10 protein-coding genes are annotated in these 5,674 nt (G+C 57.4%); 4 read left to right on the forward strand and 6 right to left on the reverse strand.

Annotation, left to right across the window (positions count from 1 at the left end):
• On the reverse strand, positions 1 to 201 hold a 201-nt coding region (locus tag T424_RS22725; protein ID WP_027489043.1), incomplete at its 3' end, for a transposase family protein.
• Positions 202 to 576: 375 nt separating this feature from the next.
• Between T424_RS22725 and T424_RS22335 the strand changes: the two genes are divergently transcribed.
• The gene (locus T424_RS22335; RefSeq protein WP_027489044.1) at positions 577 to 741 is read left to right on the forward strand and encodes a DUF1328 domain-containing protein; all 165 of its coding nucleotides are present in this window, start codon (positions 577 to 579) and stop codon (positions 739 to 741) included.
• Between the two features lie 136 nt (positions 742 to 877).
• Here T424_RS22335 and T424_RS0118545 read toward each other — a convergent pair whose 3' ends face one another.
• Positions 878 to 1,633, reverse strand: a complete 756-nt coding sequence (locus T424_RS0118545; RefSeq protein ID WP_037068378.1) for a Crp/Fnr family transcriptional regulator — start codon at positions 1,631 to 1,633, stop codon at positions 878 to 880.
• A 97-nt stretch (positions 1,634 to 1,730) separates the two neighbouring features.
• Here T424_RS0118545 and T424_RS0118550 point away from each other — a divergent pair, with 97 nt between their 5' ends.
• Positions 1,731 to 2,111, forward strand: coding sequence for a response regulator transcription factor (locus T424_RS0118550; protein ID WP_027489046.1), 381 nt, complete (start codon positions 1,731 to 1,733; stop codon positions 2,109 to 2,111).
• 9 nt (positions 2,112 to 2,120) lie between these two features.
• Here T424_RS0118550 and T424_RS0118555 read toward each other — a convergent pair whose 3' ends face one another.
• Both T424_RS0118555 and T424_RS0118560 read right to left on the reverse strand, forming a co-directional pair.
• Entirely contained in the window at positions 2,121 to 2,720 is a 600-nt protein-coding gene (locus T424_RS0118555; RefSeq protein WP_084268588.1) for an RNA polymerase sigma factor, read from the reverse strand.
• A complete protein-coding gene (locus T424_RS0118560; RefSeq protein ID WP_027489048.1) occupies positions 2,717 to 2,932 on the reverse strand; it encodes a NepR family anti-sigma factor in 216 nt (71 codons plus the stop codon). Before T424_RS0118560 ends, T424_RS0118555 begins: the two co-directional genes overlap by 4 nt.
• A 168-nt stretch (positions 2,933 to 3,100) precedes the next feature.
• On the opposite strand from T424_RS0118560, the gene T424_RS22340 reads away from it, so the two are divergent.
• Complete coding sequence (locus T424_RS22340; protein ID WP_027489049.1) at positions 3,101 to 3,265, forward strand: DUF1328 domain-containing protein; 165 nt, start codon at positions 3,101 to 3,103, stop codon at positions 3,263 to 3,265.
• Between the two features lie 81 nt (positions 3,266 to 3,346).
• Here T424_RS22340 and T424_RS0118570 read toward each other — a convergent pair whose 3' ends face one another.
• Both T424_RS0118570 and T424_RS0118575 read right to left on the reverse strand, forming a co-directional pair.
• Positions 3,347 to 3,670 carry a hypothetical protein gene (locus T424_RS0118570; RefSeq protein ID WP_027489050.1) on the reverse strand — a complete coding sequence of 108 codons (324 nt, stop codon included), beginning with the start codon at positions 3,668 to 3,670 and terminating at the stop codon, positions 3,347 to 3,349.
• Between the two features lie 129 nt (positions 3,671 to 3,799).
• Positions 3,800 to 4,849, reverse strand: coding sequence for a glycoside hydrolase family 5 protein (locus T424_RS0118575; RefSeq protein WP_051559261.1), 1,050 nt, complete (start codon positions 4,847 to 4,849; stop codon positions 3,800 to 3,802).
• A gap of 481 nt (positions 4,850 to 5,330) precedes the next feature.
• Between T424_RS0118575 and T424_RS21540 the strand changes: the two genes are divergently transcribed.
• The coding region (locus T424_RS21540) for an ACT domain-containing protein (protein ID WP_037068381.1) at positions 5,331 to 5,674 on the forward strand (344 nt) is incomplete at its 3' end.

The following is a 5,674-nucleotide window of genomic DNA, read 5'->3' on the forward strand; positions in this document are numbered from 1 at the left end:
GCTTGGGACGCCATAAGGCAGGGGTATGATCTCTTTTAAGAGCTTGCGCTTGGAAACGCCGAAATCAGCCATGTCCTGACACGTCTCTGCACCACACAGCACCGCCGCAAGCGCAATGAACAAAATACTGTTCAACGGATGGCGCACATTGGCAGCACGAGGATCAGGAACAGATCCAAACAAAGAGGCAAATCCTTTCATCAAACCCTCCAAATCAGTCGGAGGAAGATGAAGCGATTTGCCTCAATCATTCAATAGCTTGAAACCCATATGCGATTCCCCTGCCTTGAGGGGGAGATGTCCGGCAGGACAGAGGGGGGTAAACCACACGCAAAATCGTAGCGTCGTGTACTGTGCACGGAAACATTGAACCGCTCTAACTATTTGTTTTTATGCATTTTCAGACGGAAAATCGGCTTCCACTTTTCCTGAAAATGCTCCAGAGCGCATGTTTCAGGACAGGGAGACAGTCGCCTTGAAAATGCGCAGCACATCAGTCCGGCAGCGCGCAATGATGGAACAATGGCAGGCGCCTTGCGTTGGTGCGGTGATCATAATCAATAAATGGAGGTCGCCATGCTGCACTGGATCCTGATTTTTCTTCTGATTGCTGCGGTTGCAAGTCTTCTGGGCTTTCGCGGCGTGGCGGGTGCCTCCTTCGGCATTGCTCGAATCCTGATTTTCGTCGTGCTGGTGATTTTCATCATCGCACTGATTACGGGCGTCATCGTCGTGGCGTAACGGCAGGGCGTTTCCGGCAAGGGTCCAAGACGCTCAAGGAACAACAAGCTCAAAAGGCCGGTTCGAAAGGACCGGCCTTTTGGCTGCTGGCGCCGGGCAGAGCATTTTCAGGCAAAGTGCAGTCACGGTTTTCCGGTCAAAGGAAGGGCCGGGCGGTGGCCTTGCCGGGCGTCCATTTGGCAATGCGTTGAAGGGCTGGCGCATCCAGCACTTCGCAGCCGCGATCCAGCCAGCGCAGCGTGCCCGACACCGCCAGTTTCCGCAATGTCTTGTTGGTATGGACAATGGAAAGGCCGAGCGTATCGGCCACATGCGCCTGCGTGATGGGAATGGAGCGAGTGTCGGTGGAAAGCGTGGCGCTGGCCAGGGCGCGGTGGTGCAGGAAGGCCAGAAGGTAGGCGGCCCGCTCCAGGGCGCTGCGCTGGCCCACGCTCAGCAAATGCTCATCGAGGATGCATTCCTCGCGTGATGCGATCCATGTCAGGTCGTAGCCGAGGCCGGGGTGTTTTTCAAACAGGCTGAACAGCGGCTTGCGTTCGAAGACGCATAACCGCATGTCCGTCAGCGCTTCCACGGAATGGTTCATTTCTTCGAAAAGCGCGCCCTGTAGGCCGATCATGTCGCCGGGCAGAATGTAATTGAGGATCTGCCGGCGCCCGTCGGGAAGAGTCTTGTAGCGGAAGCCCCAGCCCGTCAGCGTCGTATAAAGATGAGAGCTTTGGCTGCCCTCGTTGAAAATCGCCGTTCCTGCTCCGGCATGAAGTTCGCCGCTGCGGAAATTGCGCACGAATTCCAGCTCTTCCGGCGTGAAATCCCGGAAATTCGGGTTGGCCCGCAGCGGGCAGACCAGACAGGCCGTATGAACGCCAAACCGCAGCCGATCTTCTTGCATGGCTTTTCCTCGCCGGACTGTCGCTATGTCATTTTTAAATGACGGCCCTGTTGCCTTTGGCCGATAAGGCGCCTTTCAGCAAAAGGTTCCATTCGTGATGACTGAAACGCTAAGAATACTGGTTGCCGAAAAACAGGCCCTCATTGCGCTTGAGATCGAGGTATTGCTGACGGAGTTGACCGGCAGTTCCGTAACCGTATGCAGCCGCAAGGATATGCAGCGGGAGCTGGAAAGCGCGCCTTTCGATGTGGTGCTGGTCGATGCCGTTTCGCTGCCGGACAATAACCGCGCAACCTGGTCCATGCTCAATATCATGGGGCTCGGCGTTGTTTTTCTGACGTCCTTCGATGAAGTGCCAGGGTTTACGGCTGGACAGCAGGGCTTTGCGATGCTGTCCAAGCCATTCGATGAAGCAAGCCTGCTGGCAGCCGTAAAGGCTGCGGTCGCGAAGCGCCACGCGGCTGGGCAGCGTGGGTGATGGCCGGTGTCAGACGGCGAAAGCCCGCTTGGTGACGGCCGAATTATTGGCGTCCGGGCCGAAATCGCCTTCGCCTGTCACGCCCAGGATTTCCTGCAATTTATTGCGGGCGCGATTGATGCGGCTTTTGATGGTGCCGACCGCGCAGCCGCAGATTTCCGCCGCTTCCTCATAGGCAAAGCCCGATGCGCCGACGAGAATGATGGCTTCTCGCTGGTCAGAAGGCAGTTGCTCCAGCGCCTTGCGGAAATCCTGCAAATCGAGCGAACCGTATTGCTGCGGGTGAACGGCAAGCTGGGAGGTGAAAATGCCGTCAGGATCGGACACCTCGCGGCCGCGCTTGCGCATCTGGGAATAGAATTCATTGCGCAGGATGGTGAAAAGCCATGCCTTCATATTGGTGCCGGGTTCGAAATGGTCCTGCTTTGCCCAGGCTTTCATGATGGTGTCCTGCACCAGATCGTCGGCAACATGGTGGCGTCCGGTGAGGGAAACGGCAAAGGCGCGCAAATTCGGAAGCGCTGCCAGCATGTCGCGCTTGAAGCCACGGTCGTCAGCCTGTCGGTCAAGCGGCTGCTTCTTGGGGTCGGCTTGCTTTTCCACGCTCATCGGGGCTCGTCCTTGCTGTCATTAGCCTTGCCAGCGCGCTTTTCCGCATCGTCAAGACGCTCCAGCAGTTCCACGAAACGGTCGGGAATGCCTTCTTCCTGAACCGAATTGTAGAAATGCCTGAGCTGTGCGCTGATGGTCTGCTGTGGGCCGGACGGTGCAGGGCCCGACACCCCATTCTGCGCATCCTTGAGTGAATGATGATTATTCATGCTGTCTCTGAGCCTTGATTGCAAGTCGGCTTCTTAATGCGCGACCGCAGCGAAAGTTCCCGCCGCGTTGCCATAATTTTACACGGAAAGCTTTAGCAGAAAATGATGATGTTCGGAACAAAGACGTGGCTCCATCGTTACAGGATCGAAATCCCATGGAGGTCATCAATGCTCTATTATTCTCTCGTTTTTCTCGTTGTTGCGCTGATCGCCGCAGCCCTTGGTTTTGGCGGAATTGCCGGCGCATCGGCAGGTATCGCAAAGATCCTGTTCTTCGTCTTTATCGTTCTCTTCCTCATTTCGCTGGTAAGCCGGCTTTTCCGCCGCGTCTGACCAAGCGCTATCGAGACAAAAGGCCCGGGAGACCGGGCCTTTTTGCGTGTGTTCAAGCGTTTGCGACGTTGCTCTTCACGTTCATGGCGCATTCTTCGGAGAGATGGCGTCGAGAGCCACGGCCTTCACCCGGCCATTGGCGCGGCTTTCTTGCGCCAGGGCCTGCAATTGCCTGTCGCTCATGACTTTTTGCAGTTGCCGTCCTGCCATGGCTTCGGCCGAGACGGGAACGCAGTCCCCATAAATCTTGAGGGAGAAAGCTTCGAGCGCCTTCAGGCGTGCGGGCAGTTGCGCGCGGCAGGCGGCAGAACTTTCATAGCTGATGACCGCCACAGGTTCTTTCGCACAACTTGACTGCTGCGGATGACATGCGACAACCACCATTATTGCTGCAAAACCGATCATATCCAGAACTCCTTACCCTTGCCGCTGAAACGCGGAAAAAGGCTGGCGGTTCCGGTGCAGACGCCTCTGTCACACCCCTGTGACACGAGGGCAACACAGGGCTTGCCCGCAAAGGCGTGGGTGGTCTGGCTACCGCCTGCGCAGCGACGGGCAATCGCTTGCGGCGGCCGAGTAATCTTTGAGCGCGGGAAGCAGACCCGCCATTTGCGGGCGGTCGCCGTTTTTGCCGGGCTGGATGTTCAAGGCTTCGGTCTCCGGCCACCAGTCGCCTGCTGCCCAATAGGCCCAGCCCACCCAGCGGTCGCTGTTCTTTTCCACCAGCGCCGTCATGTCGCGGATGGCCTGAACGCATTGGGCGGCCCCTGGCGCGCCGAATTCGCCCAGGTAGCCGCGGCGGTTGTTCTTGCGCAGCCACCTGGTAAAGCCGTCAACGGCGGCAACGGCATCGGTGGCGCGGCTGCAATCGTCATGCGTGCCGGAAAAATCCCGGTCGAAATACTGGTGGACCTCATAGGCGTAATTGTTGGCGGGGTCCTTTATTCCCAGCATGATAACGCCGTTCGCGCCGCCATAGCTGTCGCTTTCCCAGCTATGGGCGCCCGTCCAGGCTGTGCCGGGAACCAGAATGAGGTTTTTTGCCCCGGTGGCGCGAATGGCGGCAATGGCGCCATTGGCGCCTGCGAGCCATTGGCTGGCGGGCATATCGAAGGGCTCGTTCATCAGCCCGAAGGCGATGGCCTGGTCATTGCCGTAACGCTCGGCAAGCCTTGCCCATAAATCGGCAAATTGCTCCACGGGCACGTCGGCGGTGTTGACCTGCTTCTTGTAATAGCTGCCGAAATTATGTGGATCGAGCACGATGCGCATCTTCTGTTTTTTCACCAGCCGGATCGTCGTGTCCAGACGCTTCAACTCGTCCGTATCCAGCGGCTTTTGCGGTTCGGGTTGCAAATGTTCCCAGCGAAAGGGCAGCCGCACGGAGTTGAAGCCCTTTTCGGCGAAATACCGGATGGTGGCCTCCGTTGGATAGGCATAATCCGTCATCGGCTTGCCGCCGACATCGCCAAACTCGGCACCTGAAAGATTGATGCCCCTGAAACAGGCCTCCGCGGCAAAGCCCGGGCCGGAAACGGCGGCAGTGGCGCAGGCAAGCACAGCGGCGCAAAGCCTGCCCGTCATCTTTGCGATCATGAAAAATCCTTTCAGGGCGCAGGGTCCTCATGCCCGAAGCATGAAAGACGTTGGCGCGTCTTCAGGCAAGAGGAATTCGAGCCGACAGGACGTCGCTTTCCGCCTCCATATCAGCATGACCTGTTATAGGGCAAACGGCTTTCCTGACAATGGCGGAACTCGGCCTGAAAAGGCCGCTTGGAAGCCTTCCAGTGGCAGCTCCTCTCCGTAAATTCCCCATGCGCGGTCGAGAAGGCTTTTGAAAACCTTTGCCAAACGGTGCTTCTCGGCTATTAGCATGTCGCGCAAAAGTGTGGAGCGGTTTTGCGATAACGACATGCGATGAAAAAAGCATGTCGCGCAAAAGTGTAGGCGGTTTTGCGATAACGACATGCGTTGGAAAAAGCATGTCGTTGCCAAAAGTGTAGGCGGTTTTGCGGTTGATGCCGGGCAGGTGGCGACAGTTACGGCCCCAGAAGAGGAAGACGCGATGACGAGCTATGTTTTGACGGTGACATGTCCTTCGACGCGCGGCATTGTCGCGGCGATTTCCGGCTATCTGACGGAAAAGGGCTGCAATATCGTCGATAGTTCGCAATTCGACGATCTGGGCACCGGCAAATTCTTCATGCGCGTCAGCTTCATTTCGGAAGAGGGTGTGGCGCGCGAGGCGCTGGTCAAGGGTTTCGAGCCGATTGCCGCGAAATTTGCGATGGATGTCGATTTCCACGATGCCAGCCAGCGCATGAAGGTGCTGCTGATGGTGTCGCGCTTCGGCCATTGCCTGAACGATCTTCTCTATCGCTGGAAGATCGGCGCGCTGCCGATCGACAT

The organism is Allorhizobium undicola ORS 992 = ATCC 700741 (assembly GCF_000621665.1).
GTDB lineage: Bacteria > Pseudomonadota > Alphaproteobacteria > Rhizobiales > Rhizobiaceae > Allorhizobium > Allorhizobium undicola.

What these genes read in the sequence shown, in the direction of transcription:
- T424_RS0118575 (WP_051559261.1), bottom strand. Translation starts at nt 4,849, where the DNA reads ATGACGGGCAGGCTTTGCGCCGCTGTGCTTGCCTGCGCCACTGCCGCC.
- T424_RS0118555 (WP_084268588.1), bottom strand. Translation starts at nt 2,720, where the DNA reads ATGAGCGTGGAAAAGCAAGCCGACCCCAAGAAGCAGCCGCTTGACCGA.
- T424_RS22340 (WP_027489049.1), top strand. Translation starts at nt 3,101, where the DNA reads ATGCTCTATTATTCTCTCGTTTTTCTCGTTGTTGCGCTGATCGCCGCA.
- T424_RS0118550 (WP_027489046.1), top strand. Translation starts at nt 1,731, where the DNA reads ATGACTGAAACGCTAAGAATACTGGTTGCCGAAAAACAGGCCCTCATT.
- T424_RS0118560 (WP_027489048.1), bottom strand. Translation starts at nt 2,932, where the DNA reads ATGAATAATCATCATTCACTCAAGGATGCGCAGAATGGGGTGTCGGGC.
- T424_RS22335 (WP_027489044.1), top strand. Translation starts at nt 577, where the DNA reads ATGCTGCACTGGATCCTGATTTTTCTTCTGATTGCTGCGGTTGCAAGT.
- T424_RS0118545 (WP_037068378.1), bottom strand. Translation starts at nt 1,633, where the DNA reads ATGCAAGAAGATCGGCTGCGGTTTGGCGTTCATACGGCCTGTCTGGTC.
- T424_RS0118570 (WP_027489050.1), bottom strand. Translation starts at nt 3,670, where the DNA reads ATGATCGGTTTTGCAGCAATAATGGTGGTTGTCGCATGTCATCCGCAG.